Source organism: Pseudomonas sp. GW823-FHT02E01, assembly GCF_058797535.1.
Genome location: NZ_JBXAJS010000012.1, coordinates 1 through 25,683, shown reverse-complemented (window position 1 = coordinate 25,683; position 25,683 = coordinate 1). Strand labels below are relative to the sequence as shown.

At 60.5% G+C, this 25,683-nt stretch carries 30 protein-coding genes; 11 read left to right on the top strand and 19 right to left on the bottom strand.

What is annotated here, in order from left to right; translation table 11 throughout:
- Nucleotides 1-198: 198 nt before the first annotated feature.
- Nucleotides 199-1,011, top strand: coding sequence for an alpha/beta fold hydrolase (locus tag AC1RDQ_RS24655; RefSeq protein WP_492588369.1), 813 nt, complete (start codon nucleotides 199-201; stop codon nucleotides 1,009-1,011).
- A 93-nt stretch (nucleotides 1,012-1,104) separates the two neighbouring features.
- On the opposite strand, the gene dsbG is transcribed toward AC1RDQ_RS24655, so the two are convergent.
- From dsbG to AC1RDQ_RS24635, 4 genes are all read right to left on the bottom strand, one after another.
- On the bottom strand, nucleotides 1,105-1,872 hold the full coding sequence (gene dsbG, locus AC1RDQ_RS24650; RefSeq protein WP_492588368.1) for a thiol:disulfide interchange protein DsbG: 768 nt from the start codon (nucleotides 1,870-1,872) through the stop codon (nucleotides 1,105-1,107).
- The gene (locus AC1RDQ_RS24645; protein WP_492588367.1) at nucleotides 1,848-2,702 is read right to left on the bottom strand and encodes a TlpA family protein disulfide reductase; all 855 of its coding nucleotides are present in this window, start codon (nucleotides 2,700-2,702) and stop codon (nucleotides 1,848-1,850) included. The genes dsbG and AC1RDQ_RS24645 overlap by 25 nt, the downstream gene beginning before the upstream one ends.
- Nucleotides 2,702-4,438 (bottom strand): protein-disulfide reductase DsbD, encoded by a 1,737-nt coding sequence (dsbD, locus tag AC1RDQ_RS24640; protein WP_492588365.1) that lies wholly within the window; start codon nucleotides 4,436-4,438, stop codon nucleotides 2,702-2,704. Before dsbD ends, AC1RDQ_RS24645 begins: the two co-directional genes overlap by 1 nt.
- 159 nt (nucleotides 4,439-4,597) lie before the next feature.
- Nucleotides 4,598-5,290 (bottom strand): hypothetical protein, encoded by a 693-nt coding sequence (locus AC1RDQ_RS24635; RefSeq protein ID WP_057713865.1) that lies wholly within the window; start codon nucleotides 5,288-5,290, stop codon nucleotides 4,598-4,600.
- A gap of 294 nt (nucleotides 5,291-5,584) precedes the next feature.
- Here AC1RDQ_RS24635 and AC1RDQ_RS24630 point away from each other — a divergent pair, with 294 nt between their 5' ends.
- The 4 genes from AC1RDQ_RS24630 (at nucleotide 5,585) to AC1RDQ_RS24615 (ending at nucleotide 9,494) form a co-directional block, all read left to right on the top strand.
- Entirely contained in the window at nucleotides 5,585-6,265 is a 681-nt protein-coding gene (locus AC1RDQ_RS24630) for a response regulator (protein ID WP_057713866.1), read from the top strand.
- A complete protein-coding gene (locus AC1RDQ_RS24625) occupies nucleotides 6,262-7,587 on the top strand; it encodes an ATP-binding protein (protein ID WP_340313412.1) in 1,326 nt (441 codons plus the stop codon). Before AC1RDQ_RS24630 ends, AC1RDQ_RS24625 begins: the two co-directional genes overlap by 4 nt.
- Nucleotides 7,588-7,784: 197 nt before the next feature.
- Nucleotides 7,785-9,185 (top strand): aspartate aminotransferase family protein, encoded by a 1,401-nt coding sequence (locus AC1RDQ_RS24620; protein WP_492588364.1) that lies wholly within the window; start codon nucleotides 7,785-7,787, stop codon nucleotides 9,183-9,185.
- Nucleotides 9,186-9,266: 81 nt separating this feature from the next.
- Nucleotides 9,267-9,494, top strand: coding sequence for an MbtH family protein (locus AC1RDQ_RS24615; protein ID WP_057713869.1), 228 nt, complete (start codon nucleotides 9,267-9,269; stop codon nucleotides 9,492-9,494).
- Nucleotides 9,495-9,679: 185 nt separating this feature from the next.
- Here the strand turns inward: AC1RDQ_RS24615 and AC1RDQ_RS24610 are convergent, their stop codons facing one another.
- From AC1RDQ_RS24610 to soxR, 10 genes are all read right to left on the bottom strand, one after another.
- Nucleotides 9,680-10,582, bottom strand: a complete 903-nt coding sequence (locus AC1RDQ_RS24610) for a metal ABC transporter substrate-binding protein (RefSeq protein WP_492588362.1) — start codon at nucleotides 10,580-10,582, stop codon at nucleotides 9,680-9,682.
- Nucleotides 10,583-11,482 carry a metal ABC transporter permease gene (locus tag AC1RDQ_RS24605; RefSeq protein WP_003226663.1) on the bottom strand — a complete coding sequence of 300 codons (900 nt, stop codon included), beginning with the start codon at nucleotides 11,480-11,482 and terminating at the stop codon, nucleotides 10,583-10,585.
- Entirely contained in the window at nucleotides 11,482-12,240 is a 759-nt protein-coding gene (locus AC1RDQ_RS24600) for a metal ABC transporter ATP-binding protein (protein ID WP_492588361.1), read from the bottom strand. The genes AC1RDQ_RS24605 and AC1RDQ_RS24600 overlap by 1 nt, the downstream gene beginning before the upstream one ends.
- Nucleotides 12,237-13,163, bottom strand: a complete 927-nt coding sequence (locus AC1RDQ_RS24595; protein ID WP_090457004.1) for a metal ABC transporter substrate-binding protein — start codon at nucleotides 13,161-13,163, stop codon at nucleotides 12,237-12,239. Before AC1RDQ_RS24595 ends, AC1RDQ_RS24600 begins: the two co-directional genes overlap by 4 nt.
- Nucleotides 13,164-13,198: 35 nt before the next feature.
- Nucleotides 13,199-13,774: a DUF6162 family protein gene (locus AC1RDQ_RS24590; RefSeq protein ID WP_154860212.1), complete on the bottom strand. Its 576-nt coding sequence runs from the start codon at nucleotides 13,772-13,774 to the stop codon at nucleotides 13,199-13,201.
- The gene (locus AC1RDQ_RS24585; protein WP_057713874.1) at nucleotides 13,771-14,100 is read right to left on the bottom strand and encodes a hypothetical protein; all 330 of its coding nucleotides are present in this window, start codon (nucleotides 14,098-14,100) and stop codon (nucleotides 13,771-13,773) included. Before AC1RDQ_RS24585 ends, AC1RDQ_RS24590 begins: the two co-directional genes overlap by 4 nt.
- On the bottom strand, nucleotides 14,097-14,639 hold the full coding sequence (locus AC1RDQ_RS24580) for a PA2404 family protein (RefSeq protein WP_090457000.1): 543 nt from the start codon (nucleotides 14,637-14,639) through the stop codon (nucleotides 14,097-14,099). The genes AC1RDQ_RS24585 and AC1RDQ_RS24580 overlap by 4 nt, the downstream gene beginning before the upstream one ends.
- Entirely contained in the window at nucleotides 14,636-15,838 is a 1,203-nt protein-coding gene (locus AC1RDQ_RS24575; RefSeq protein ID WP_492588360.1) for a PepSY-associated TM helix domain-containing protein, read from the bottom strand. Before AC1RDQ_RS24575 ends, AC1RDQ_RS24580 begins: the two co-directional genes overlap by 4 nt.
- 289 nt (nucleotides 15,839-16,127) lie before the next feature.
- Nucleotides 16,128-16,586, bottom strand: a complete 459-nt coding sequence (locus AC1RDQ_RS24570) for a VOC family protein (protein WP_057713877.1) — start codon at nucleotides 16,584-16,586, stop codon at nucleotides 16,128-16,130.
- Nucleotides 16,587-16,712: 126 nt separating this feature from the next.
- On the bottom strand, nucleotides 16,713-17,168 hold the full coding sequence (gene soxR / locus AC1RDQ_RS24565; RefSeq protein WP_492588359.1) for a redox-sensitive transcriptional activator SoxR: 456 nt from the start codon (nucleotides 17,166-17,168) through the stop codon (nucleotides 16,713-16,715).
- A gap of 96 nt (nucleotides 17,169-17,264) precedes the next feature.
- Here soxR and AC1RDQ_RS24560 point away from each other — a divergent pair, with 96 nt between their 5' ends.
- The 5 genes from AC1RDQ_RS24560 (at nucleotide 17,265) to AC1RDQ_RS24540 (ending at nucleotide 21,977) form a co-directional block, all read left to right on the top strand.
- Nucleotides 17,265-17,636, top strand: coding sequence for an antibiotic biosynthesis monooxygenase (locus tag AC1RDQ_RS24560; RefSeq protein WP_223532720.1), 372 nt, complete (start codon nucleotides 17,265-17,267; stop codon nucleotides 17,634-17,636).
- A gap of 117 nt (nucleotides 17,637-17,753) precedes the next feature.
- Nucleotides 17,754-18,023: a hypothetical protein gene (locus AC1RDQ_RS24555; protein WP_057713880.1), complete on the top strand. Its 270-nt coding sequence runs from the start codon at nucleotides 17,754-17,756 to the stop codon at nucleotides 18,021-18,023.
- Nucleotides 18,024-18,124: 101 nt separating this feature from the next.
- Nucleotides 18,125-18,739, top strand: a complete 615-nt coding sequence (locus AC1RDQ_RS24550; protein WP_057713881.1) for a LysE family translocator — start codon at nucleotides 18,125-18,127, stop codon at nucleotides 18,737-18,739.
- A gap of 206 nt (nucleotides 18,740-18,945) precedes the next feature.
- Nucleotides 18,946-20,103, top strand: a complete 1,158-nt coding sequence (locus AC1RDQ_RS24545) for a cysteine desulfurase family protein (protein WP_492588358.1) — start codon at nucleotides 18,946-18,948, stop codon at nucleotides 20,101-20,103.
- Nucleotides 20,104-20,168: 65 nt separating this feature from the next.
- Entirely contained in the window at nucleotides 20,169-21,977 is a 1,809-nt protein-coding gene (locus AC1RDQ_RS24540; RefSeq protein WP_150812334.1) for an aminopeptidase P family protein, read from the top strand.
- Between the two features lie 109 nt (nucleotides 21,978-22,086).
- Here the strand turns inward: AC1RDQ_RS24540 and AC1RDQ_RS24535 are convergent, their stop codons facing one another.
- Nucleotides 22,087-22,677 carry a 2-hydroxychromene-2-carboxylate isomerase gene (locus AC1RDQ_RS24535; protein ID WP_057713884.1) on the bottom strand — a complete coding sequence of 197 codons (591 nt, stop codon included), beginning with the start codon at nucleotides 22,675-22,677 and terminating at the stop codon, nucleotides 22,087-22,089.
- 38 nt (nucleotides 22,678-22,715) lie between these two features.
- Nucleotides 22,716-23,444, bottom strand: a complete 729-nt coding sequence (locus tag AC1RDQ_RS24530) for an SDR family oxidoreductase (RefSeq protein ID WP_057713885.1) — start codon at nucleotides 23,442-23,444, stop codon at nucleotides 22,716-22,718.
- A 93-nt stretch (nucleotides 23,445-23,537) separates the two neighbouring features.
- Between AC1RDQ_RS24530 and AC1RDQ_RS24525 the strand changes: the two genes are divergently transcribed.
- The gene (locus AC1RDQ_RS24525; RefSeq protein ID WP_090456989.1) at nucleotides 23,538-24,098 is read left to right on the top strand and encodes a TetR/AcrR family transcriptional regulator; all 561 of its coding nucleotides are present in this window, start codon (nucleotides 23,538-23,540) and stop codon (nucleotides 24,096-24,098) included.
- A gap of 14 nt (nucleotides 24,099-24,112) precedes the next feature.
- On the opposite strand, the gene AC1RDQ_RS24520 is transcribed toward AC1RDQ_RS24525, so the two are convergent.
- The 3 genes from AC1RDQ_RS24520 to AC1RDQ_RS24510 form a co-directional block, all read right to left on the bottom strand.
- The gene (locus AC1RDQ_RS24520) at nucleotides 24,113-24,394 is read right to left on the bottom strand and encodes a hypothetical protein (protein WP_057713887.1); all 282 of its coding nucleotides are present in this window, start codon (nucleotides 24,392-24,394) and stop codon (nucleotides 24,113-24,115) included.
- 169 nt (nucleotides 24,395-24,563) lie between these two features.
- Nucleotides 24,564-25,451, bottom strand: a complete 888-nt coding sequence (gene rhtA / locus AC1RDQ_RS24515) for a threonine/homoserine exporter RhtA (protein ID WP_057713888.1) — start codon at nucleotides 25,449-25,451, stop codon at nucleotides 24,564-24,566.
- Nucleotides 25,452-25,478: 27 nt separating this feature from the next.
- The coding region (locus AC1RDQ_RS24510) for a hypothetical protein (protein ID WP_492588356.1) at nucleotides 25,479-25,683 on the bottom strand (205 nt) is incomplete at its 5' end.

Genomic DNA, 25,683 nt, shown 5'->3' with positions numbered 1-25,683 from the left:
ATCGCAAGCAAGCTCGCTCCCCCAGTGGGTGGTGGTGAACACATCATTTGTGATCAGCATGAATCCCTGTGGGAGCGGCGGTGCGGCGATCCGACTTGCCCGCGATGGCGGTTGTACAAACGCATACATTCTCGCGATTGACTGCGATCCGTCAGCCGCTCAGTCTTCGGGCTCCCTTTGTGCTCGCGGAGACAGTCGATGCCCTTCGTAACGATAGACGGACAAGCCCTCCACTACATCGATCAAGGTACCGGCCCGGCGGTACTGCTGGCCGGTAGTTACCTGTGGGACCAGGCCATGTGGGCGCCGCAGATTGCCGCGCTCTCGCAACAGTATCGTGTGATAGCCCTGGAGCTGTGGGGGCACGGCCAATCCGGGCCGTTGCCTGTCGGTACGAGGTCGCTGGATGACCTGGCGCGTCAGGCATTGGTCCTGCTCGACCATCTGGACATCGAGCGGGTCACGCTGGTCGGCCTGTCGGTCGGCGGCATGTGGGGCGCGCGCCTGGCGTTGTCGGCAGCGCACCGGCTCAATGGCTTGGTGTTGATGGACACCTACGTCGGCGCCGAACCGGAGCCGACTCGCCAGTATTACTTTTCACTGTTGAAGCAGATCGAAGAGGCGGGTGTCATCACGCCAGCGCTGCTGGATATCGTGGTGCCGATTTTCTTCCGGCCGGGCATTGATCCGCAATCGGCGCTCTACCGGGATTTTCGTGCTTCCCTCGCGGCTCTACCCGCGGATCGCCTGCGTGAAAGCATCGCGCCGATGGGGCGGATTACATTTGGGCGCGATGACCAGTTATCGCGTCTGGGCGAACTGGACGCAGCGACCACACTGGTGATGTGCGGCGATCAGGACAAGCCTCGGCCACCGGGTGAAGCCCGTGAAATGGCTGAGCTGATTGGCTGCCCGTGGGTGCTGGTGCCGGAGGCGGGGCATATTTCCAATCTGGAGAACCCTGGGTTTGTGACTGAAACCTTGTTGGCATTTTTGGCCGACAGAAATTAGTCGAATCTACCGACGCCATCGCAAGCAAGCTCGCTCCCACAGGTGATCACCTTCCCTGTGGGAGCGAGCTTGCTCGCGATGGGGGCGCTGAACTCACTTCGGCCCGAGAATCTTCGCCAACTTATCCGGCGACGGAGCGCCTTGCTGCTGTTGCAGATTGCCCTTGTCATCCATGTAGAAAATCGCCGGCGTCGCCTGCAACTCCAGCTCTTCCATCAATTGCATGTTGGCCGCGAACTTTGCCTGAATCGCCGGCGGCACTTCCTTCAAGGCCTTGAGCGAACTCTCCTTGCCACCGGCTTCGTGATCCTGCAGGGCTTTTTCCGGGTCTTTGGCGGCGAGCAGCGCGGCGGATTTTCCGGGGCTGTCTTCGCGGATGATGCCCACCATGATGTGGCGCAACTGCACTTTGCCGGCCTTGACCCATGGCCGGGCCTGCTCCCAGAACATGTTGCAGTACGGGCAGTTCGGGTCACTGAACAGGTACACCACGCGCGGCGCATCCTTCTTGCCGTCGCCGATCCAGTTGCTGGTTTCGAACTTGGCCCAGACTTCCTTGGCCATCGGTGCGTACACCAGTTTCTGCAAAGGTGCGCTGCTCAGGTCATTGCCCTCGGCGTCATACAGGTTGCCCAGCAACACGTGTTTGCCATCCGGGGTCAGGTACAGCGCCATGCCGCGGTTCTGGTATTGCGCGGCATAACCACGCAAGCCGTCGGGGGCGTCGAACTGGCCGACGATTTTCGCGCCTTTGGCCTCGATTTTCTTGATGGCATCGGGCAACTCTTCGGCCTGCACCGATGGCAGGTGCAACAGGGCAGCACCAAGGCTCAGGGTCAGCAGGTGGCGGAGGCGGGGCATGGCAGTTTCCTTGAAGAGGTGGCGGGTACGGTGTCGAAGTTTTCCAGCGCGCGGGCCAGGCTGGCTTCCGACAACTCGCCCAGATGGCTGCCCAGCAGGCGACCCTCGGGGTTGTAGAACAGCGTAGTCGGCAATGCCATGGAACCGACGGCCTGGCTCAGACGCCCACTGCCGTCGAACAGCACGTTGGACAGGCTCAGGCCCTGGGTTTCCAGAAAGATCGCGACGCTTTGCATGCTTTCTGACTGATTGACGAACAGGAACGTCAGGTCCGGCCGTTGTTGCTGGGCGTTTTCCAGCACCGGCATTTCCCGGCGGCACGGCGGGCACCAGGTGGCCCAGAGATTGATCACCAACGGGCCTCCCTTGTAGTCGGCCAGTTGCACGGTTTCGCCGGCGGCGTTGCGCAGGGTGATTTCCGGCAGGCGTGTGCCTTGTTCATAAATCGACAGGGAGAACGTCGCCAACAGCCAGAACGCCAGGCCACTGGCCACGCCAAAGCCCAATGGACGGCGCAGACCCGGGCGACGCCAGCCGCGATACAGCGTGGTGAGTAAAACGACCACGACCCCCGGCCAGGCGAGGAATCCGCCATCGCGCAGGTCGATGACCTGCCACGGATCGTTGCGATAGTGCACCCAATAGGCCGCCACGAAACTGATTCGGGCTGCCAGCATGCCCATCAGAAACAGGCTGAACAGCACCGACTCAGGGTTTTCACCACCACGCTTGGCGACCCGCCAGCCGACAAAAGTGGCCAGCGCCAGCGCACTGATCAACAGCAGGTGATTGAGCGCGATGGCAAAGGTGCCGAGGGTGAAAGTCAGCATTAACGGGCGTCTCGGGTGGTGGTCCAGCGTTGCAGGAATGTATCGGCATCGACCTCGCCGGTGATGCGCTGGCTGCGCCGCTCTTCACCGTCCACGCCAATCCACAGCAGGCTCGGTGGCCCTGGCACTTGGTAACGGCCGAGCAGTTCACGGCTGGCGGCATTGTCGGCGGTGACGTCCAGTCGCAGCAAGCGCACATCGCTTAAGGCTTCGAGGACACGGGTTTTGCCGAAGACCTGTTTTTCCATGACCTTGCACGACACGCACCAGTCGGCGTAGTAGTCCAGCAGCACCCACTGGCCCTGAGCCTGTGCGGCGTCGAGTTCCCGTTGCAGTGCCTGTGGATCCTTGATGGTGATGAAGGCATCGTGGCCAACCGGCGCGGCGGCCACAGCCTGGTTCGAGGCGCGGTAGACCTGCAATGGCTTGAACGGATCATCGCCGCCACCGGCTGCACCGATCACCAACAGGCCACCCCATAAACCGAGCAGTAACGAACTGGCGCCAAACAGGTGAGCGATACGGCCAAAACCTTCCGACTGCTTCCAGGCGCTGTAGGCCGCGATCAACAGCAGCGCACCGCACAAGCCGACCCACAGGGATTCGTCGAGCACCGGCCGCAGCATCAACAATGCGGTGGCGAGGAACAGGAAACCGAAAATGCCTTTGACCAGATTCATCCAGGCGCCTGGCTTGGGCATGAAACGATTGCCGACGGTCACCAGCAGCAACAGCGGCACACCGATGCCGATGCCCATGGCAAACAGAATCAATCCGCCATGCAGCGCGTTACCGCTTTGCGCGATGTAGAGCAGGGCGCCGGCCAGTGGCGCGGTCATGCAGGGACCAACCAGCAGACCGGACAGCGCCCCCAGCACCCCGGCGCCGATCAGACTGCCGCCGCGTTGATTGCGCGAGACGTTTTCCAGGCGATCACGCACGGCCACCGGCAGTTGCAGTTCGAAGAAACCGAACATCGGCAGCGCCAGCAACACGAAAATCGCCGCGAAACTGCCCAGCAGCCAGGGGTTCTGCAACCAGGCTTGCAGGTTCGCCCCGAGGGAGGCGGCCAGGACACCCATCGCCGCATACACCAGCGCCATGCTGACCACATAACTGCTGGCCAGGGCGAATCCGCGTCTGGGCGTGGCGCCACTGCCGACGATCAACCCAGCCAGAATCGGCAGCATTGGCAGTGAACAAGGCGTGAAGGCCAGCAACAGGCCCAGGCCGAAGAACAGCACAAGGCTCCAGCCCAGCGCCCGTTGTTGCAGGCTGCTGGCCAGCGCCTGGTCCGGCGCTTCAGTGGCCGCATTCAGTGCATTGGTATTGCCCAGGTCCACGACTCTGGTTTGTGGCGGATAACACAAACCGGCATCGGCGCAGCCCTGGTAACTGACCTTGACTTGACCGCTGGCACCCGCCGGAATTTTCAGTTCCAGGCCCTGACGGTAGACTTGCTGTTCACCGAAAAACTCGTCGCTGTGGGCTTCGCCTTCCGGTAGCACAGGATGCTGGTCGGCAGGCAAGCCATCGAACTTCAAGCGTTTCTGATACAGGTAATAGCCGTCGGTGATCTGCCAATAGAGCTGGGTTTCACCGGATTCCAGGCGTTCAGAGGTAAACGCGAAGGCTTTATCAACCGGGAGGAATTCAGGTTTGGTGTCGAACGGATTGGTTCCCGCCTGGGCCAGGCCCACGATCAAGAGAGTAAAAAGTAAAAACAGACGACGCATGGATAAGCCTTTGTCCTGTGCTAATGAGGTGCACAGTGGCGGGTGGCGATTAACCGATGATTAACCCCGTCCGTTGTGGCATTAAAAATGCGTCGTTTGATTCCAGCTTTTCGGGCAGTTGATCGATGAAGGGTGCCCGAATCATGTGGGTGCTGATGCTTAGTTTGCAATTAGTCCTGGCCACGACTCTTCATCGATCGCGATCGGATCCGATATACTCCGTTTATTCACGTCAAATCTCAGATATTCATTATTGGTCAGGAAAATATAAAAAAATGTGTCGAGTAGTGGGTAGTCGTTAAGTGCTGCCGTTATCATGCGACCTCTATATTGCTCCAATTTGCCCCATATAGAGTCTTTGAGGGGTTTTAATTTCGGTGCTTTTTTCAACCACGGACTGTAGGTGAGATAGTTTCCGTCATTCAGCAATATGTGGAAAGTGTGCTTGATTTCCGCTTTTTCATCCCACATGACACCAATAATTCTGTCAAAGTAAGGTTGTAGTGGCGACCAGTCAGTTTCTGAAATGTTTTTTTTGAATATTACTTTGTCGTTTTGTTGATCGTACTTGCATACCATCGGTGTATTGCCATTGTAATAGAAAAACCAAGTTATATCACTTTCGAATTCGAGGTTCCAATTGCGGCCCGAAGTATTAAATCCGAAACGCAGGTCTTTCACATGTTGGTCGAAGTCGTCCCAGTGAGAGACTACAGAGGGGGGGTGGTTATCCGCGGCCTTGTTGTCCCCCAAGTTGAAACGAGAGTAGGTGTTTGTGTCCTTGAAAAAAAAGTAAATGCGATCGGGTCCGTTACGGTGGTCGACAGCTACAAAATTTTTAAGTTCTGGCATGATCTGATTCCTTTCAGATTGTTTAAGTGCTGAAGTACTTCGAGATGTGCTGTTTTCGGTTTTCGAAGTTGGTGCGAGATTATCGTTTTTACTTGAATGAGTTTAAGGTGTTTTTATCGGCTTTATGTTTCCAGGCTAGTTGAGGTGATTAATCTTGCGTGTTCCTGTAAACGCGCGTGTCGGGCGCGACGGATGGGCTGGAGCTTTTCCGTGCTGTTCGTCAGTCAGTCCCCTTGTCATAATTGCGCCTTAATCCACAGGTGTTTGACTCTGGTTTTTACTTTTGGAGCGCCCATGCACGTACTGGTTTGCGAAGACGATGAGCTGATCGCCAGCGGTATCGTCGCCGGCCTGACCGCCCAGGGCCTGACCGTGGAACACGTCGCCACGGCGTCCGCCGCCCGGGCGATGCTCAAGGTGGCGGAGTTCGACGTGATGGTGCTCGACCTTGGGTTGCCGGACGAGGATGGCCTCAAGCTGCTGCAGCAGTTGCGCCATCAAGGGCTGGAGTTGCCGGTTTTGATCCTCACCGCCCGGGACTCGGTCACTGATCGAGTCGATGGCCTGCAAGCCGGTGCCGACGACTATCTGCTCAAACCGTTCGACTTGCGCGAACTCGCTGCACGCTTGCACACGCTGTTGCGGCGGGTGGCGGGGCGCAGCGTCAACCTGATCGAGCATGGTGCCCTGACCTACGACCCGAGCAGCCGCGAAACCACGCTCGCGGGGCAGCCGGTGGACCTGTCGCGCCGTGAGCAGTCATTGCTGCAAGCCTTGCTGCATAACCGTGGCCGTGTGTTGTCCACCGAGCAACTCAAGGACAGCGTCTACGGTTTCAACGACGAACTGGAAAGCAACGCCCTTAACGTCCATATCCATCACCTGCGGCGCAAGCTCGGCAACGGCATTGTCGAGACCGTGCGCGGCCTGGGCTATCGCCTGGGGCCGGCTGATGGCGGAGAAAAATCGAAGTGATGAGTTTGCGTTTGCGCCTGAGTCTGACGCTCGGCGCCGCATTTGCCTTGATCTGGGCCCTGGCCGCGGCCTGGATGCTCAGCGATCTGCGCAATCAAATGATGTTTTCCCTCGACCAGCGCCTGGTGGCCTCGGCACGCATGGTCGCCGGCCTGATGGAGCAACTGCCGCCCGTGCCGAGCAAGGGCGAGGGCACCCACTTCAGTGCCGAACAGCTGAACATTCCGGGTGGCATGGCGTGCCAGGTCAGCTCGTTGCGCGGCGAAATCCTTGCCCGCAGTCACTCCGATCCGCAGCAGACCCTGGAGGCCGAGAAACTCGGGTTTCACGATCAGATGATCGACGGCGCGCCGTGGCGCAGTTTCACATTGGCCCGGGGCGATCTGCGCATCACCACCGCCGACCGGCAGATCGAGCGTGAGGCGTTGAACATGTCGATCCTGCTGGCCGCTTCGGTGCCGGTGGGCGTGGCGCTGCTCGGTTGCCTGTGTTTGCTCTGGCTGGGCATCGGCCAGGGGCTGGCGCCGCTCAACCGCATGCGCGATGCCTTGATGCGCCGCAGCGCCGACTCCCTCGAACCCTTGCAGATCCAGCCACTGCCCAGCGAGCTGCAACCCTTGCTGGAAACCCAGAACCAGTTGCTCCAGCGCATCGGCAAGACCATCGAGCGCGAACGTCGCCTGACCGGAGACGCGGCCCACGAGCTGCGCAGCCCGCTGACCGCGATCAAGACCCACCTGCAAGTGGCGCGGATGACGCAAGGCAGCGCCCGGGACCAGTCCCTGGCCCGGGCCGAAGAGGGCGCCGACCGCATGCACCGGACCCTCGAACAATTACTGTTGTTGGCGCGCGTCGAGGGCAGCCTGTCATTCGACGACGGTGTGCAGTGCAACGCCGAACAAGTGGCGAAACTGGCGATCCAGGACGCGGCAAGCGGCGATCGCCAGCGCATCAGGTTTCAGGTGCCGGGCAAGGTCTCCGCGGCGCCGGTACAAATGCCCGCCGTGCTGTCGATTGCCGCGCTGCGCAACTTGCTCGACAACGCACTGCGCCATACTCCCGCCGACAAAGCGGTGGAGTTGAGCCTGGAAACCACCGGCAATCGTGTGCAGTTTGTGGTGCGCGACCATGGGCCGGGGATTGCCGAAGAAGATCTGCAACACCTGACCCAGCGCTTCTGGCGCAACGGTCAGAGCACCGGATGTGGTCTGGGGCTGGCGATTGTGCAGGCCATCGTTCAGCGTTGCGGTTGCACGCTGCATTTCGATAGCCGGCCGGACGGCTTGCGGGTTGAGCTGACGATGCCGCTGCAACCGGTCTGAAAAACACCACCTCCCCTGTAGCAGCGAGCTTGCTCGCGATGGTCGATAACGATAACGCGTGCTTTCTGAATGCACGCGCTGTTCTTGAGTCCATCGCGAGCAGAGCTCGCTCCTGCAAAGGTTTCCGTGTTACCGCCTAAATCCCTCAAGCGCTGATGCGTTTCCAGAACAGGAAAACCTTATTGAGGGGTCGAGAGATGTCAGTCGCTACCAACCTTATCGAAGAGCAGCCGGCGACGTCCGCCGAGACGCTTTATCAATTCAACGAATCGCCATTGCTCGCCCGTCAGAGCCGGCAGGAATCCAACGCCCGCAGCTATCCGCGACGCATTCCCCTGGCACTCAAGCGCGCCAAGGGCATCTACGTCGAAGATGTCGAAGGCCGCACCTTCATCGATTGCCTGGCCGGAGCCGGAACCCTGGCCCTGGGGCACAACCACCCGGTGGTGATCGAAGCCATCCAGCAAGTGCTGGCCGATGAGCTGCCGCTGCACACCCTGGACCTGACCACACCGGTCAAGGACCGGTTCGTCCAGGATCTGTTCGGGCTGCTGCCGCCTGCCCTGGCCGCTGAAGCGAAGATCCAGTTTTGCGGCCCGACCGGCACCGACGCCGTGGAAGCGGCACTGAAACTGGTGCGTACCGCCACTGGTCGCAGCACCGTGATCTCGTTCCAGGGTGGCTATCACGGCATGAGTCAGGGCGCGTTGAGCCTGATGGGCAGTCTGGGGCCGAAAAAGCCCTTGGGCGCCTTGCTCGGCAGCGGCGTGCAGTTCATGCCGTACCCCTACGATTACCGCTGCCCGTTCGGGCTCGGCGGCGCGCAAGGGGTCAAAGCCAACCTGAGTTACCTGGAAAACCTGCTCAATGATCCCGAGGCTGGTGTGCAATTGCCGGCGGCGGTGATCGTGGAAGTGGTGCAGGGCGAGGGCGGGGTGATTCCGGCGGATCTGGACTGGTTGCGCGGTGTGCGGCGGATCACTGAACAGGCGGGTGTCGCGCTGATCGTCGATGAAATCCAGAGTGGCTTCGCCCGCACCGGGAAGATGTTCGCTTTCGAGCATGCCGGGATCATTCCCGATGTCGTGGTGATGTCCAAGGCCATCGGTGGCAGCCTGCCGCTGGCGGTGGTGGTCTATCGCGACTGGCTCGACACCTGGCTGCCGGGCGCCCATGCCGGGACGTTCCGTGGCAACCAGATGGCCATGGCCGCCGGTTGCGCGGTGATGCGTTATCTGGTCGAACACAAGGTCTGCGAGCATGCCGCCGCGATGGGCGAGCGTCTGGCCGAGCACCTGCGCATCCTGCAGCGGGACTTCCCGCAACTGGGGGACATTCGCGGACGTGGCTTGATGCTCGGCGTCGAACTGGTGGACCCGACGGGCGCGCTGGATGCCCAAGGCCATCCACCGGCTTTCGCCCATCTGGCACCACTGGTGCAGCGCGAATGCCTCAAGCGTGGCTTGATCCTGGAACTCGGTGGCCGCCACGGCGCGGTGGTGCGCTTCCTGCCGCCACTGGTGATTACCGCTGCGCAAATCGATCGCGTGGCCGAGATTTTCGGGCGAGCCCTGGCCGCCGCCACGGCCCATCCTTAAATTTTCCGCCCTGCGGATCGTTCCTTCTACATAACGGTTGCGTGCACAACGCAACCCGCCCGAAAACGATGGAGAGACAGCATGACGTCAGTATTCGACCGCGAGGACATCCTCTTTCAGGTCGTGGTCAACCACGAAGAGCAATACTCGATCTGGCCCGACTACAAAGCTGTGCCACAAGGCTGGCGCACCGTGGGTAAAAGCGGGCTGAAAAAGGAATGCCTGGCCTACATCGAAGAAACCTGGACCGACATGCGTCCATTGAGCCTGCGGCAGAAGATGGACGAGCAGGCGGCTGTGGCGCACTGATCCGTCACGCAAAAAGAAGCCCGCTGGACTGGTGACAGTCAGCGGGCTTTTTCAGGTCTGGAGTCTTGTGTCGCCTATCAGGCCGCTATCGCGAGCAAGTTCGCTCCCACAGTGATCTGCGGCATGGCACATATCCTGTGGGAGCGAGCTTGCTCGCGATGAACGATAACGCGGTCGTACAGACCTTAAACGCCGCTCAACCCCTTGATCAGCAAATCCACATTCCCCTCCAGTTCCGCGACCGGGTCCTCGGCATCGGTACTCAACACCACCAATCGGCTACCCGACCCGGCAATCACCGCTTTCAGCGCATCCGACGGCTGCCGGTGATGCAGCACCACCGTCACGCCATTGTCCTTGAGCGTTGCGCCCAATTGCTTCAGCGCCTCCGGTGTCCACTCGGCATCGGCGCGTGCATCCTGGCCGATCAATTCCAGATTGAGACCGCCGATCAGGTAGCCGAAGTGATCGCTGAGACTCATCACACTGAGGTTGTCCACATTGGCCAACCGCGCTTCGCTGTCAGCACTGAGCTTGAGCAAACGCTGCTTGAGCGATGCCAGGTTGGCGTCGATCTTCGGCTTGGCCTTGGGGGCCAGGCGCACTAGATCCGCCGCCATCACATCGGCCATGCGCCCCATGTTATTGCTGGAGAACCACGGCTGACTGTTCAGCCCGTCGACCTTGTTGTCGGGCTGTACAGCTATGCCGGGCAGGGCGCCGTCCACGGGGCGAGCGGCGTCCACTTCGACGATGCGGATATTGCTGCGCCGGGCGATCGGGTACAGCGGGTCATCCGGCCACAGTGAGCGCAGGCCGATCACCGCATCGGCGTCGCTTGCCAGTTTGGCCAGCGCCGGGGCGCCACGGCCGGTGAAGTAGGCGGTCTGGCGGCTGCCGGGCAGGTTGGCCGGGGTCGCGCGTTCGAGGCTGACATCGGTGCCCTTGAGCAAGACCTCACCAAGACCATAAGTAATCGGCAAGGAGGCCAGCACACGCAGCGGTTTGCCGTTGTCGGCGGCCATGGTCGTTGTCGCCAGCCCGCACAGGGCGATGGCGAGGGTCAGTTGGCGCAGTGAAAAAATCATTTATCCAAGGTTCCCTTTCAGGCTGGGGACGACGCCGCGCGCGATGGCGGCCAGGGCGAAGGCGATACCGGCCACGAGGATGATCGCGGCGCCGGACGGGATCGGCAGGTCGAAGACAATCGGTGCAAGAATCCCGCACAGTGTGCTGACCGTGGCGATCAGCACCGAACACCAGAAAAAGCCCTTCAGCGATTGGCTGAGCAGGCGTGCCGCGGCGGCCGGAATCACCAGCAGGGCGCCCACCAGAATCGCGCCGATGACCTTCACGGCGGCGACGGTGATCAGCGTCACCAGAATCACGAACAGATAATCCAGGGTTTTCACCGCCACCCCGCGCACCGCCGCCAACTGCGGGTTGAAACTGGCGAGCATGATGCGGTTGTACAAAGGCAAGGCCAGGGCCATGACCAGCGAACCGACGATGGCCAGCACCAGCAGGTCATTGCCATTGACCGTCAGCACCGAGCCGAACAGCACGTTTTCCAGAATGTGCACGTTGATCTTGCCCGCCAGAATCAGCAGCAGGCTCGCGCCCAAGGCGAGCGACACCGAGAGAAACACGCCGATTAAGGTATCTGGCGCCAGACCGGTACGGTTGCGCAGGTAATTGAGCAGGATGCCGAACAGCAGGCAGTAGCCGAACAGGCTGCCGTAGGGGCCGGTGTAGGGTTCGCCGAGCAGGATGCCGATGGCCACGCCGGTCAGGGCGGCGTGACCGACCGCCTCGGAGAAAAACGCGAAGCGCTTGACCACCACCAACGTGCCCAGGCCTCCCAGTACCGGGCCGATCAGCAGGCCGGCGAGCAGGGCGTTGACCACGAATCCATAGGCCAGCGCCTCGGGCAGATAACCCGACGATGCCCAGCCCTGGACCATCAGGCGAAAAGCTTCGTAACTCATCAGGCAAGGCTCCGTGGGTGGGTCGAGAACAGGTTCAACAGACGCTCCGGTGTCAGCGCCTGTTGCGGCGTGGCGTCGAACAGCACCCGGCGATTGAGCCCGGTGACGTGATCGGCCAGGCGCCCGACCGCTTCCAGGTCGTGCTCGATCCACAGTACGGTGATGCCCGCCGCTCGCCAGTCGCCGAGCAAGCGTTCGAACACCCGGATACCGGCCTCATCGAGGGCCGACATCGGTTCGTCGAGCACCAGCAATTGCGGAGGCGGAATCAGCCCCTGGGCCAGCAACACCCGTTGCCGTTCGCCGCCGGACAGCGCGCCCATGCGGCGCTTGCGTTTGTCCTGCATGCCGACCCGCTCCAGCGCCTCGCCAATCGCCGCCGCGTAGTGTTTGCTCAAACCGAGAAACGCCGGGCGACGCTGGCACATGGCGGCCATGAAATCGTCGACGGTCATTGGCAGGCCCCGGTCGAACTCCAGTGCCTGTGGCACATAGCCGATGGTCCCCGGCTCGGCTGGCCAATGCAGGCTCAAGCGGCCCTGGTGAGGCATTTGCCCGAGCAGGGTCTTGATCAGCGAACTCTTGCCGCCGCCATTGGGGCCGACCAGTGCGTGCACACTGCCGGGGCGGACCTGAAAGGTTACGTTGTCGAGGATCGTCGTGCGCCCGAGCGTCAGGCTGACGCCTGCAAAATCCAATGTCGGCCCCGAAACCTGTGGGGATTCTGCATCGGCCAGGATAGTTTCTTTCGATGTCATTGGCCCGACTCCTGAATCGCCCGCACCACAGTGTCGAGGTTGCCGGTCATTTCCTTTTCGTACTTGTCGGTGGTGTATTCGCCGTAGGAAATATGCGACAGCGGATACAGCTTCACGCCGGATTCGCGCTGGATGGTGTCGACGTAAGTGGAAGGAAAGTCCATCTCCGAGAAGATCACCTTCACGTCCAGTTCACGCAGTTGATCGATGGTTTTTTTCAGCTGGCTCGGGCTTGGCTCGATACCGTGGGCGGGCTCGACCACGGCCGTCACTTCGAGGCCGAATTCGCGCAGCAGATAGTCGTAGGCCGCGTGTACCGTGGCCACCCGCAGTTCCGCGTTCGGTGCCTGGGTCAGTTTGGCCAGGGCGTCGGCGCGCATCTTGCGCAGGCGCTTGCCGTAGGCGCGGGCGTTCTCGGTGTAGGTTTTGGCATTGGCGGGATCGAGCTTGCCTAGCTCCCGGGCAATGTTGTTGACCTGGGCAATCGAGGCGCTGATCGACAGGAAGGTGTGCGGGTTCACCACCTTGCCGGCACCGCGTGCGGCCACGCCGGTGGCGGCCAGTAGCGGTACGTTCTCGTTGGCTTCGATTACCGGCACGTTCGGGGTTTCGCTGGCGGCGATCATGCGGTCGGCGAAGTCGTCATGGCCGACACCGTTGAGCACAATCACGTCCAGCCCGCTGATGCGCTTGATGTCTTCGGCGCGGGGCTCGTAGGCATGTGGGTTGAAACCGGCCGGAATCAGCGGCACCACCTCGGCCTTGTCGCCGACGATGTTCGCCACGTAGCTGTAGTAGGGATGCAGGGTGATGCCGATGCGCAGGCGCTTGGCTTCGTCGGCGCTGGCCAGGGATGGCAGCAGGCAGGCGAGCAAGCCGACCAGCAGTAGGCGCAAAAAAGAACATTGAGATGAATTGGGCATGGGAAAGCGGTCTTCTCTCGGAAAAAGGTGAGGGTTCAGTGCCGGTGCTGGCGGGTCACACCGGCATCGAATTGCGCGATGACCTGCTGCCAGCCGGCGCTTTCGAGCGCGACGTCGCTGAGGTCGGCCGGTGCCGTGAGCGTGCTGGTGCGGTTGAGCCAGATGTCCGGTGCAGCGTCGGCGGTTGCGCTCAGGCGCAGCAGAAACGAACCGGCGACCGTCGGCTTCTGGCTCTGGCCGAAATAGGCCTTGGCGTCGAGCATTTGCCAGGCATGGCCACCCCGGCTGACGGAGCTGGCGTCCCGGGCAAACGGGGCAAACCCTTCCTCGGCCAGCAACTCGGGTGTCGGCAGCGCTTGCTGTTCCTGGCGCAGCAAATGGATCTCGTCCAGCGTCACCCGCAAATCGGCGTAGATACCTTGCTCGGATGCACTGAGGTCACGGCGCGCATCCAGTTGATGGCTGCTGACGCTGCTCACCTCATGGGATTCACCGCGCCAGAGCACCACCGAGCCGGCCACCGCCAGGATCGTCAGGCACAGCAGCAGAACATAGAGGGTTTCGTGACCGGCCCCGGCCGGGCGCACGACTTGGGTCGTTGGAGTGCTCATGGTGCCTCGATGTCCGCTTGGTCGATTTCCACGACGTGACCGGGGCCGGCATCGAACAGCACATAGAACTCGGCGCCGGGCTTCTTGAAGGTCAGGGTCGAATCAGGCCCGAGCTTGCCCGGCACCAGGATGGTTTCGTCGTAGCCGATCACATCGAGGGTCACGCCAGGAGCGCCGCTGCCGTCGGAAAAACCGCCGGTGCACTTGATCTGCTCCGCGTCGATGGCCTTGCATTCGCACATCGGATTGTGGGCCAGGGCGGCGGCGCTGAAGCCGGCGCAGAGCACCAGCAACACGGCGTTGAGCGGGCGAAGAGGGGTGATCATGGTTTGCCTCCTTGTTTGTTCAGCCAGGCGATAGTGGCGGGGGAGGCCTGGCTCAAAGGAATGGATGCCTGATGCATGGCGCCGTCCCAGCCTTCCATGGTGATCCACAGTTCGGCGTCGGCCGTGGTCTTTTCCGGGACGGGCAGCGAGGCGCCCATGCGGTACGGGGTGCCGAAGAAAATCACCCCGGCGGCGCGCAGGCTGCGGGGCTTGCCGATACGCAGGTAAGTGGCCTTGACCTGGCCGATACAGGCCTCGCACAACGCGGCGTTGAAACCTTTCATGTAACCGGCCGGGCCGTCGAGCATGGGCGCGGCGTTGCGCAATTCCGCCAGGCGCAGGCTCCAGGGACCGACCCGGACTTCGCCGACCTCCCGTTCGCCAAGGCCACTGTCGCCGCGCATCAATGCCTCGTCGGCGAAGTACTTGGGCATGAAACCCAGGGGAATCAGCAGTAACAGGACGTTCAGGTGAAAGCGCCATTTGTGCCAGAACACGTGCAGGCGCGAGGGTTGCGAGACCGCAGTGACTTTGCTCACAGGTGGGCCTCCGACGGTTCGTTGTTCGTGACCGGTTGCGCCGCGCTGCTACGCTGTTTTTTGTTGCTGCGCTTGAAGGCATTGGCCGTGGCCAGTGCCGTGCGTTTGGTCCAGATCAGCAGACCGCTGAGCACCATCATGCTCAGCAACAGGCCGAAGAACGCCCAGATCAGCTTGATCCACAGGCCACCGAAATCGCCGGTGTGCAGCGGGCGCATGGACTCGGTGACGAACTCCAGGGTCGAACGGTCCGAGATCAGGCGCGAGGCGGCGATTTCGCCGTTGTACGGGTTGATCGTGGCGGTCTGGAACATCAACGGATACCAACCGCGTCCGCCGACATCCAGGTGGCTGTAGGCATTGCCCGGCAAGCTGACAAAGCTGGCCTCCAGCCCGGAGATTTTCTGCGTGGCGATTTCAATTGCGCGGTCGAGGTCGATACGCGGCGGGGGCGAGCCATCGGCTGACAGCGGCACCGCTTCGCGGGACATCGCCGGGATGATCTTTTCCGTGGAAATGGAAATCTGGTTATCGAACAGCAATGCCTGGATCAGGAACCAGGTGCCGGTGATGGAAATCACCGCGATGAACCAGATCGACCAGATGCCGCTCAAGCGGTGAAAGTCGCCCCAGAAAATCCGCGCGCCGTGGCGAATACGCAGGGTTGGCCGAAAAAAGCCTTTCCAGAAGCGTTTGTAGACCACCAGCCCCGTGACCAGCGACGCCAGTAGCGGCAAGCCGAGAAACGACACCAGGTACCAGCCCCAGCTGTAACCGTTGGTGAACGGCACCAGCCACCAGCCGTGCAGCGCCCGGGTGAAGGCGCGGAAGTTGAACTCCGGCGCGACACCCTGGATCACGCCGCTGTACGGATTGACATAAATCACCACCGAGCGCCCGTCGGGGTAGCTGACTTCGACATCCAGGGCGAAATGCGACTCGTCGGGGCGGCTGATGCTCTGCACCACGGTCTGCGGTTCGGCCTTGTTGATGGCCTCGATGACCTGCTGATAACTGAGTAGCGGGGCGTCGTCCGAGGGCTGGCTGGCGCGCATTGGCGGGTTGGCCAGCCAGACGATCTCCTGACTGATGACGGCCAGGGTTCCGGTTACACAGACGATCAGCACGAAAAACCAGATCGGCAATGCCAGCCAGCTATGGACCAGAAACCAGATTTTTGAACGGGACTTCTTTGACATGTTGGAGGTCTTGCCTGGATGAGGGGCAGCTCGGCTGCGGGCTTCGCAGGGATGAGCGCCCAGAAGGTCCGGTCGTGGCTTTTGCCTACGCGAAAGGACTGCATCTAAGTAGGACGGATGAGCAGGGGAAATCCCGAAAGGGGAAATGAAAGAAAATGTTTCTCATTGTCGACAGGTCGCGGGCGGGCTTGCTTGCGCAAGTGATTGGCATGTCGGCGGTGCTGCTGAAGACGGGACCCTTGTGGGAGCGAGCCTGCTCGCGAAGAGGCCCGCTCCAGCACCAAAGATATCAACCCTGGGCAAACATCTCCTTGGCCCGTTGTTCGATCTGTTCCTGGGTCAGGTCTTCCTTGTGCGTGGCCAGGAACCACAGGTGCCCGTAGGGATCCTTCAAGGTCCCTGAACGGTCGCCGTAAAACTGATCCTTAACCTCCGATACAACGGTTGCGCCGGCATCGATCGCCTGTTTGTAGGACTTGTCGACATCCGTCACGTACAAATGCAGACCCACGGACGGCGAATTGTCCGGGTTGCTCAGCGGTCCTTGATCGCATGGTGTGCCCAGCATGATCGGGCAATCGCCAATGCGTAGTTCCGCGTGGCCGACACCGCCATCGGGCATGTCCAGGCGCATGATTTCAATGGCGCCGAAGGCTTTTTTGTAGAAAGCGATGGCTTCGGCGGCTTTGTTGATGCCCAGATAGGGGGTGACGCTGTGATACCCCTCTGGAATGGGTTTGACGCTCATGATGGATCTCCCTGTTGTTGTTTTGTGAATGGAAAGTACCTGTGCCGTTGTACGACCGAATAAATATAGGCCAGCCTCTTTTGCCTCACCGAGTGCCCGACGAGCAGCAGCGCCATTCAAGTGCCATCAAGTTGGCTCCAACCAGTGCGCTCCCGGCCCGCGCGCTCCCAGCACATCGCCTGCGTTGCGCAATGGACAAGCCTCCATCGACAGGCAACCACAACCAATGCAGCCGTTGAGGCGATCGCGCAGCAGGGTCAGTTGGTTGATGCGCTCATCCAGTTCCCGGCTCCATTGCGCCGACAGCATTTTCCAGTCCGCCGCCGTCGGCGCCCGGTTGTCGGGCAGCGACTTGAGGGCTTCGCCGATCTCCGCCAAAGGAATTCCCAGGCGCTGGGCAACCTTGATCAAGGCCACCCGTCGCAGCACTTCCCTGGGATAGCGGCGCTGGTTGCCCTGATTGCGGTTGCTCTTGATCAGCCCCCTGGACTCATAGAAGTGCAGCGCCGTGACCGCCACACCGCTGCGCGCCGCGACTTGGCCGACGGTAAGTTCCTTGTGCAGGTTTTCCGGGGTGATCATTTAAAAATTGCCTCTTGACCTCTAGTTAACCTGAGGTTTTACCCTGCACACCTTCGGATCGCAAGATTCGCCTTACATGTGAGTGGGGGACATTTCATGCAAGCCTCAGAGAAGAATCGCAGCTTTACCCAACTGATCGAGTTCCAGATCGAACCGCATCAACAACCCGCGCTGGTATTGGCATTGTCGGCACAGACCGAACATCTGGCCCGGCAGCACCGCGGCTTTCTCAGTGCCAGCATCCAGGCCAGCGATGATGGCCGGCGGGTACTCAATTATCTGCAATGGCAAACCCGCGAAGCTGGGGAGGCTGCGTTCCGGTCCTTTGAAAACGGCGAAGAGGATTTCTGGCAGTTGATCCGCGCCCATCAGGCGAAGGCCGTGACCTTCGGCTCGTTCCAGGTCCTGCACAGCCTGGAGCGCAGCCACGACAATGCATTGCACTGCAGCCTGGTGGGCTGGCGCTGACAAGGGCAATGATCGCCATTTCTTGATAGCCACTATTGAAAGCGTTGATTTCTGCTGCCCGGGAGGCGCGGGTAGCCTGTGTTCATTGCCTCGAACCCAGTTGCCAGGACGCCAGAAATGAAACCGATGATCGCCACTTTGCTGATGCTCGCCGTCTCCGTACTCGCCGGATGTGCCAGCCATGTTTCCCCTGAGCTTCGGCCTTACACGGCGGAAGAAAGCAAGGAACTGGCGCTGGAAGCGCTGAACCGCCGCGGACTGTCCTTCGACGAGTACCACGCGAAAAAAGCCGAGCTGCTCGGTCAGCCGCAAAAGTCGTTCGGTTTCGACAACCAGGGTGAAATGAACGTCGGGCGATCTGTACAGCTTCACGGTCGTCCGAGCTGAGGCGAAACTGTACTGCTCCAAGTTTCGCGTAACTGTCCATGGGTTTCGCCGAAGGTGTGCGATAGGGTCAACACCTGACCGACCCTGACGGACTGCCACCCATGACGCTCTCACTCGACCTGCTGCTGGGCTTCGCCCTGTTTGCCCTCGTCACCTCGATCACGCCCGGCCCGAACAACACCATGTTGCTGGCCTCCGGGGTGAACTTCGGCTTCAACCGCACGATTCCGCACATGCTCGGCATCACTTGTGGCTTCTTCGTACTGGTGGTGGCGGTCGGCTTTGGCCTTGGCGCGGTGTTCCAGACCTACCCTTTGCTCTACACCGTGCTGCGTTATGTGGGGGCGGCGTATTTGCTGTATCTGGCGTGGAAAATCGCCCATTCCGGGCCAATGTCGGAAAGCCAGCAGGGCGAGGCGAAACCGATCAGCTATCTGGGGGCCGCCGCGTTCCAGTGGGTCAATCCCAAGGCCTGGATCATGGCCATCGGCGCTATCAGCACTTACACGCCGATGCAGGGGTACTTCACGAATGTGATCGTGATCGCGGCCGTCTTTGCGATCATCAACCTGCCGAGCGTGGGTGTCTGGGCCGCTTGCGGCACGCTGTTGCGCAATGTTCTGAAGGATCGCCGCTGGCTGCGCCTGTTCAATTGGGGCATGGCCGCGCTGCTTGTGGGTTCGCTGTATCCGCTGATACTCGAAAGCTTTAGCTGATGCATTGCTTCAACCGGTTGCCCGATGCCTGTTAAGCTGACTTTTCAGGAGCGTTCCTACGCACTTTTAAATGAAGTAATTCTTCTTTAACGGCATCCGATCAGGTATTGGTAACGTTCTGAAAACCGCGCGCAGCTCACAAGGCTGCGCTTTGCCGTTTGCAGTCACGAGCTTCCTGATCCCGGAACACGCTCTGCGAGTCTTTTATGAATAAACGTCCGTTGTATTTCGATTACGCCGCCACCACGCCGGTGGATGAGCGGGTCATCAAGGTGATGATCGAGTGTCTGGGCTTTACCGGCAATTTCGGCAACCCTGCTTCCAGTTCCCACGTCTTCGGCCAGCAGGCCCGGCAATCAGTCGAACAGGCGCGACGCCAGGTCGCCGAACTGGTCGGCGCGACACCCGGGCAGATCGTCTGGACCTCCGGCGCCACCGAATCCAACAACCTCGCGCTCAAAGGCGTGGCCCAGGCCCGCCGCATTGGCGGGGGCCATATCATCACCAGCCAGATCGAACACAAGGCCATTCTCGATACCGCCAGGCAACTGGAGGATGCCGGTGTAGCCGTGACTTATCTGGCGCCGGACGCCGAGGGCCTGATCACGGCGCAAGCAGTCAGCGAAGCCATGCGCGAAGACACCTTCCTGGTGTCGCTGATGCTGGTCAACAACGAACTGGGCACCCTCAACAACATTCCCGCCATCGGTCAGATCGTGCGTGATCGCGGGGCGTTGTTCCATGTCGACGCCGCACAGGGCGCGGGCAAAGTGGCGATCGACCTCGCACTGTGGCCGGTGGACCTGATGTCGTTTTCCGCGCACAAGCTCTACGGCCCCAAGGGCATCGGCGCGTTGTACGTCGGTCCGCGTGCACAACAGCGTTTGCAGGCGCAGATCCATGGCGGCGGGCATGAGGGCGGTTTGCGCTCCGGCACACTGGCGACCCATCAGATCGCGGCCATGGGCGCGGCCTTTGCACTGGCGGCGGCTGCGTTCGATGAAGAGAAAGCCACCATCATGCGTTTGCGTGAGCGCTTGCTCGAGCAATTGCAGAGCGTTCCCGGCGTGCGTCTCAACGGCAGCCCGACCCGGCGCATTCCCCATACCCTGAGCCTGACCTTCGACGAAGGGGAGTTCAACCCGGCGGCGTTGCTGGCTTCGATCGCGTTTTCCGCGACCTCGGCCTGCAATTCCGCGAGCAATACCCCATCCCATGTACTGCTGGCCCTGGGGCACGATGCCCGCTCGGCCGGTCGCACCATCCGCTTGAGCCTCGGGCGTTTCACCACCGAGCAGGACATCGACCAGGCGGTTCAACTGATCAAGGCAGCCTGCGCCAGTGCTCCGGCATTCTGGCAATAGGGCGACGAAGCGCCGACATTGATCGGCACTCAACAATAATGATGAAGTGGTTAGCAGGAGACACGATGAATACGCAGCTTTCGATCAATGGATCGGTGCCCCAGCGCCTGGCGCAAACCCGCGAACTGATGAGCCGGGAGGGCATTCACGCCTTGCTGGTGCCGTCGGCCGACCCGCACCTGTCCGAATACCTGCCGGGTTACTGGCAGGGGCGCCAGTGGTTGTCGGGTTTCCATGGTTCGGTCGGCACCCTGATCGTGACCCCGGATTTTGCCGGCGTCTGGGCCGACAGCCGTTATTGGGAGCAGGCGACCAAGGAGCTCAACGGCAGCGGCATTGACCTGGTCAAGCTGCAACCGGGTCAACCCGGACCACTGGAATGGCTGGCCGAGCAAACCCCCGAGGGTGGCGTTGTCGCGGTCGATGGCGCGGTCATGGCCGTGGCTTCGGCACGGACCCTGGGCGGTAAACTGGAAGAGCGTGGCGCTCGCCTGCGCACCGACATCGACCTGCTGAGCGGCGTCTGGAGCGACCGCCCCGGCCTGCCGAACGAACCGATCTATCAGCACTTGCCACCACAGGCGACCGTCAGCCGTGGCGAAAAACTCGCCAAACTGCGTGAAACCCTGCAGGCGCGGGGTGCCGACTGGCATTTTATCGCCACCCTCGATGATATCGCCTGGCTGTTCAACCTGCGTGGCGGCGACGTGTCGTTCAACCCGGTGTTTGTTTCTTTCGCCTTGATCAATCAACAACAGGCCACGCTGTTTGTCGCCTTGAGCAAAGTCAGCGCCGAACTGCGCGCCATCCTCGAACGGGACGGAGTGACCTTGCGCGATTACAGCGAAGTCGCTACTGCACTGCGTGCCGTACCGAGCGGCGCGAGCCTGCAAGTCGATCCGGCGCGGGTCACGGCGGGCTTGCTGGACAACCTCGACAGCGGGGTGAACCTGATCGAAGGCCTGAACCCGACCACCCTGGCCAAATCGCAAAAAAGCCTGGCCGATGCCGAACACATCCGTCAGGCCATGGAACAGGACGGCGCAGCACTGTGCGAATTCTTTGCCTGGCTGGATTCGGCGCTGGGGCGCGAGCGCATCACCGAACTGACCATCGACGAAAAACTCACCGCGGCCCGTGAACGTCGTCCGGATTATGTGTCTCTGAGTTTCAACACCATTGCCGCGTTCAACGCCAATGGCGCGATGCCGCACTACCATGCCACCGAAGAAGAACACGCGGTGATCGAAGGGGACGGCCTGCTGCTGATCGACTCCGGCGGCCAGTACCTGGGCGGCACCACCGACATCACGCGCATGGTTGCGGTGGGCACACCGACCGATGAGCAAAAACGCGATTGCACCCGCGTGCTCAAGGGTGTGATTGCCTTGTCCCGCGCGCAGTTCCCGAAAGGCATTCTGTCGCCGCTGCTCGATGCCATCGCCCGTGCGCCCATCTGGGCGGAAAGTGTCGACTACGGTCACGGCACCGGTCATGGCGTCGGTTACTTCCTGAACGTCCACGAAGGTCCGCAAGTCATTGCTTATCAGGCCGCGCCTGCCCCGCAAACCGCGATGCAACCCGGCATGATCACCTCCATTGAACCGGGCACCTATCGTCCGGGTCGTTGGGGTGTGCGTATCGAAAACCTGGCGATGAACCGTGAGGCAGGCAAAAGCGAATTCGGCGAGTTCCTCAAGTTCGAAACGCTGACCCTGTGCCCGATCGATACGCGCTGCCTGGAAACCTCGCTGCTGTCGGACGAGGAAAAGCAGTGGTTTAACGCCTACCACGCCGAAGTGCGCGAGCGCTTGAGTCCGTTGGTCGAAGGTGCCGCGCTGGAGTGGCTCAATACCCGCACGGCGGCTATCTGATCGGGAGCTTTTATTGGTTCCGGCGTAGCTATTTGTTTATGTGCAGCTCAGGCGCTTTATCCAGCGCCTGAGCCATAAAGCGGCAAAGGGGCGGCTTGGTGGTCGAGATTCAGCTCAAGGCTTCGAGCACGAAGTCCAGTCGATCCTGGCCGAAGTACAGCTGATTGTCGACAAACATGCTTGGGGCTCCGAATACGCCTCGCTGTACGGCTTTTTCGGTGTTGTCCTTGAGCAGGGCTTTTACTTCTTCATCGGCGGTCAGGGCCAGCACCTCTTGCGGATCGAAAGCGTTTTCGCTGAGCACTGCCGCGACGGTTGCCGGTTCATCCAGGCTGCGACCCTCGACCCATATGGCCTTGAACAGGCAATCGATGAAAGCTGCAAAGCGTTCAGGGTGGCGCAACTGCATGCCTGTTACGGCGCGCATGAGCATCAAGGTGTTGATCGGGAAGTGGGGATTGAATTTCAGAGGCACGCCATAGCGTTTGGCGTAGCGGTCCAGATCCTCAAACATGTAGCGGCCTTTGGCCGGGACAGTCGCCGGAGAGGCGTTACCGGTGGCTTTGAACACTCCGCCCAACAAGAGCGGAATGTAGATCAACCGGGTGTCGGTTTGCGCGCAGATCTTCGGTAGCTGGGTGTAGGCCAGATAGGTGGCGGGGCTGCCGAGGTCGAAGTAGAACTCCACGGTTTTGCTCATGTTCAAGGCGCTCGTCTTATTGTTGTGTGTGGGGGGAATTACCAGCGTTCGCTCCAGGGACGCAGGTCCAGTTCGAAAGTCCAGGCGTCGCGGGGCTGGCTGTGCAGGTACCAGTAATTCTCGGCAATGTGTTCGGGGTTAAGGATGCCGTCCTGATCCTTGGTTGCGTATTTCTCGGGGAAGCTGTCGCGGATGAAATCGGTATCGATGGCGCCGTCGACGACGACATGGGCAACGTGAATGTTCATGGGGCCGAGCTCTCGGGCCATGCTTTGCGCCAGCGCACGAATGCCGTGCTTGGCACCGGCAAATGCGGCGAAGCCGGCTGCGCCACGCAGGCCTGCAGTGGCGCCGGTGAACAGGATCGTGCCCCGCTGGCGCTTGGCCATGCGTTTGGCCACTTCACGCGCATTGAGAAAGCCGGAAAAACAGGCCATTTCCCAGATCTTGAAATACTTGCGGGCGGTTTCTTCGAGAATGCTGCACGGCACGTTCGCGCCGATGTTGAACACGAATGCCTCGATAGGGCCGATCTCGCTTTCTATCTGCTCGACCAGTGCGACCACGTCGTCTTCCTTGCGGGCGTCGCAGGCGAAACCGTGGGCCTCGCCACCATCGGCCTTTATGGCATCCACCAATGGCTGGAGCTTGTCCGCACTGCGGCGGGTAACGCAGGTGACAAAACCTTCCCGGGCAAAACGCTTGGCAATGGCGCCACCCGTGGCATCACCTGCACCGACGATAAGAACGACCTTCTTGTTATTCATGGGTAGATTCCTTTTGGTAAACGATCGTTAACTAAACGAACGTTATGCTATGATTCGACAGACGTCAAGGCGAGCAAGCTAGGGAGAAAGGCAATGCGTTATTCGGCCAGTCACAAGCTGGAAACCAGGCAAAGGCTGCTGGAAAGCAGTGCGGTATCGGCCAAGAAGTCCGGATTTTCAACGGTGGGCGTGGACGGCCTGATGAAAGCGATTGGCTTGAGTGGCGGCGCCTTCTATAGCCATTTCTCGTCGAAAGACGAGTTGTTCGCCAGCATTGTCGAGCGTGAGTTGGGGCAAAGCCTGACGCGACTGGGGGAGGGAAAGGACCGTGACAAGCTGGAACGCTGCTTGAAGCAGTACCTGAGTATGTCTCACGTCGAGAATCCGGAAACCGGTTGTGCATTGCCGGCATTGGGGGCGGAAATTGCCCGTTCCGACCTGACTGTCCGTCAACAGGCAGAGCACTGGATTTGTCGGCTTCAGGAAAGTTGGGCGGGTATTCTGCAAAGCGACAGCCTGGCGTGGGCGATTCTGTCGCAATGTATTGGCGCGCTGGTCGTAGCGCGCATGCTGGCTAGTCCGGATATCCAGCGCACAGTGCTGAACTCCAGCTACGAGGAAATTGGCCGTCAGATCGCAAGCCCGAGAACCTGACCCGACGGCCCTGCCTATTTGCAGATGACAATCATGCTGCGGCTGGTATAGCCCGCAGGATTGAGGCCAAACGGGTAATCGCCGGGCTCTTCCACTGCATCTCCCGACTTGGCAATGACCTTGTATCCCTTGGGGGCGCAGGAATTGGCGGCGCTGGCGTAGCACTTGTCCCAGGACGAAGACAGTCCGGAACAGTTGATGTGCAGCCCTTTCTTACCGTGCTTGATCTGTGTTTCCGAAGTCGCTGCGCAGCCCGCAATTGCAAGTACGGCGATCAGCATCAAAAATCGTTTCATTACTGTCCTTATAGCGTCCCCGGATCTTGTGCCCGGGTTTGGCCGCTTTCACTTTCGCTTGACGCGTACCGATATCCCTATCTGAAATGGTCCATGTCATGACACTGGGGTGCGGGGCTAAACATGGCCTAATTGAGCGGCAAATACCAGAGCCGTTTCATATCTGCTTTCAATCCGCCGCTACGGCTGGTCTGGTGCTAGTGCTCATGGTCATGGTGGCACCGACGGATGCCAGAATGATGCACATGATTGCCATCCATTGTGACAGCGAGAGGTATTCATGAAGGAACAGCAAGCCAGATAGCGCGCCGAAGGCTGGCTCGATACTCATCAGTGTGCCGAAGGTTCTGGCCGGCATGCGGGTCAGCGCGACCATCTCCAGGGTGTAGGGGAGGGCTGTGGACAGGATGGCGACGCCAAGGGCTATAGGGATCAATGACGGGCTCAGCAGAGCTGAGCCTGCATGGACAATACCGATGGGGGCTACGAAGAGCGCAGCGATCATTACCCCCAGCGCGGCGGTTTGCACGCCATTGTCGGCCCCGGCTTTTTGACCGAACAAAATGTACAGCGCCCAGCAGACCCCTGCGCCCAAGGCATAACCGGCGCCTACAAGATCGATGCCGGTGGTCGTTTCTCCCGTCGGTATCAGTAACAGTAAGCCTGCGGCAGCCAGGGCAATCCACAAAAAGTCGATCGCGCGACGCGAGGCGTAGATCGCCACCGCCAGTGGGCCGGTGAATTCAAGCGCCACCGCGATGCCCAGCGGGACGGTTTGCAACGACATATAGAAGAGGAAGTTCATGCCGCCCAGCGCCATTCCGTAGACGATGACAGTGCGCAGGGACTTTGCAGTGAATTTTGCCCGCCATGGACGCAGTATCAGCATCATGATCACACTGGCAAAAATCAGTCGTAATGTTGTCGTCCCCTGAGGACCGACAACGGAGAACATGCTTTTGGCCAGGGAGGCTCCGGACTGGATCGATGCCATGGCTATGAGCAGCAGCCCAACCGAGAACAGGGTAGAGGCTAGGCTGCGAGGCTGGTCATTCATTACGTGGCATCGTCCGAAATATAGGAATCAGGGCGTTTCTATTTGTGTTGGGCAATATACTGCGCATTCCTTGCAGGCGCGTCTATATATAAGCAGTGTTTTTGCACATGTCGATAGAAAACCTAAATCAATGCTTGACGGCAGATTCCAGGTGTCTATAATTCGCCCCACTTCCGGCGCAGTCGAAACGGAAAACTCCTTGGTAAACAAAGAGTTACGCAGTTTTCGGCAG